Source organism: Pseudoalteromonas sp. Angola-7 (genome assembly GCF_028599255.1).
In the GTDB taxonomy this organism is placed as follows: domain Bacteria; phylum Pseudomonadota; class Gammaproteobacteria; order Enterobacterales; family Alteromonadaceae; genus Pseudoalteromonas; species Pseudoalteromonas atlantica.
The window spans coordinates 1-277 of sequence record NZ_JAQREL010000061.1 but is presented as its reverse complement, the minus strand read 5'-3'; the positions used below and the strand labels follow the sequence as shown (position 1 = coordinate 277).

1 rRNA gene is annotated in these 277 nt (G+C 41.2%); it reads left to right on the top strand.

Features of this window, described 5'->3' with window-relative positions:
* Positions 1-198: 198 nt before the first annotated feature.
* A 5S ribosomal RNA gene (rrf, locus tag PSH50_RS21075) occupies positions 199-277 on the top strand; the annotation flags it as partial.

Sequence of the window (277 nt, the reverse complement as noted above, 5' to 3'; positions counted from 1 at the left end):
GTGGAAGTGGTGTGAGCCATTAAGCTAACTTGTACTAATTACCCGTGAGGCTTAACCATACAACGCCAAACGCGTTTTGTGACAGAAACAAGCGACAGAAGTTAATAGCTAAAGTAGATAGATACTTAGACTTAAAAAATATTATCAGATATTTTCCAAATTTAGTTGGTACGTGAAAACGGACTGACACCAAATTTGCTTGGTAACCATAGCGTTTTGGACCCACCTGACCCCATGCCGAACTCAGTAGTGAAACGAAACAGCGCCGATGATAGTG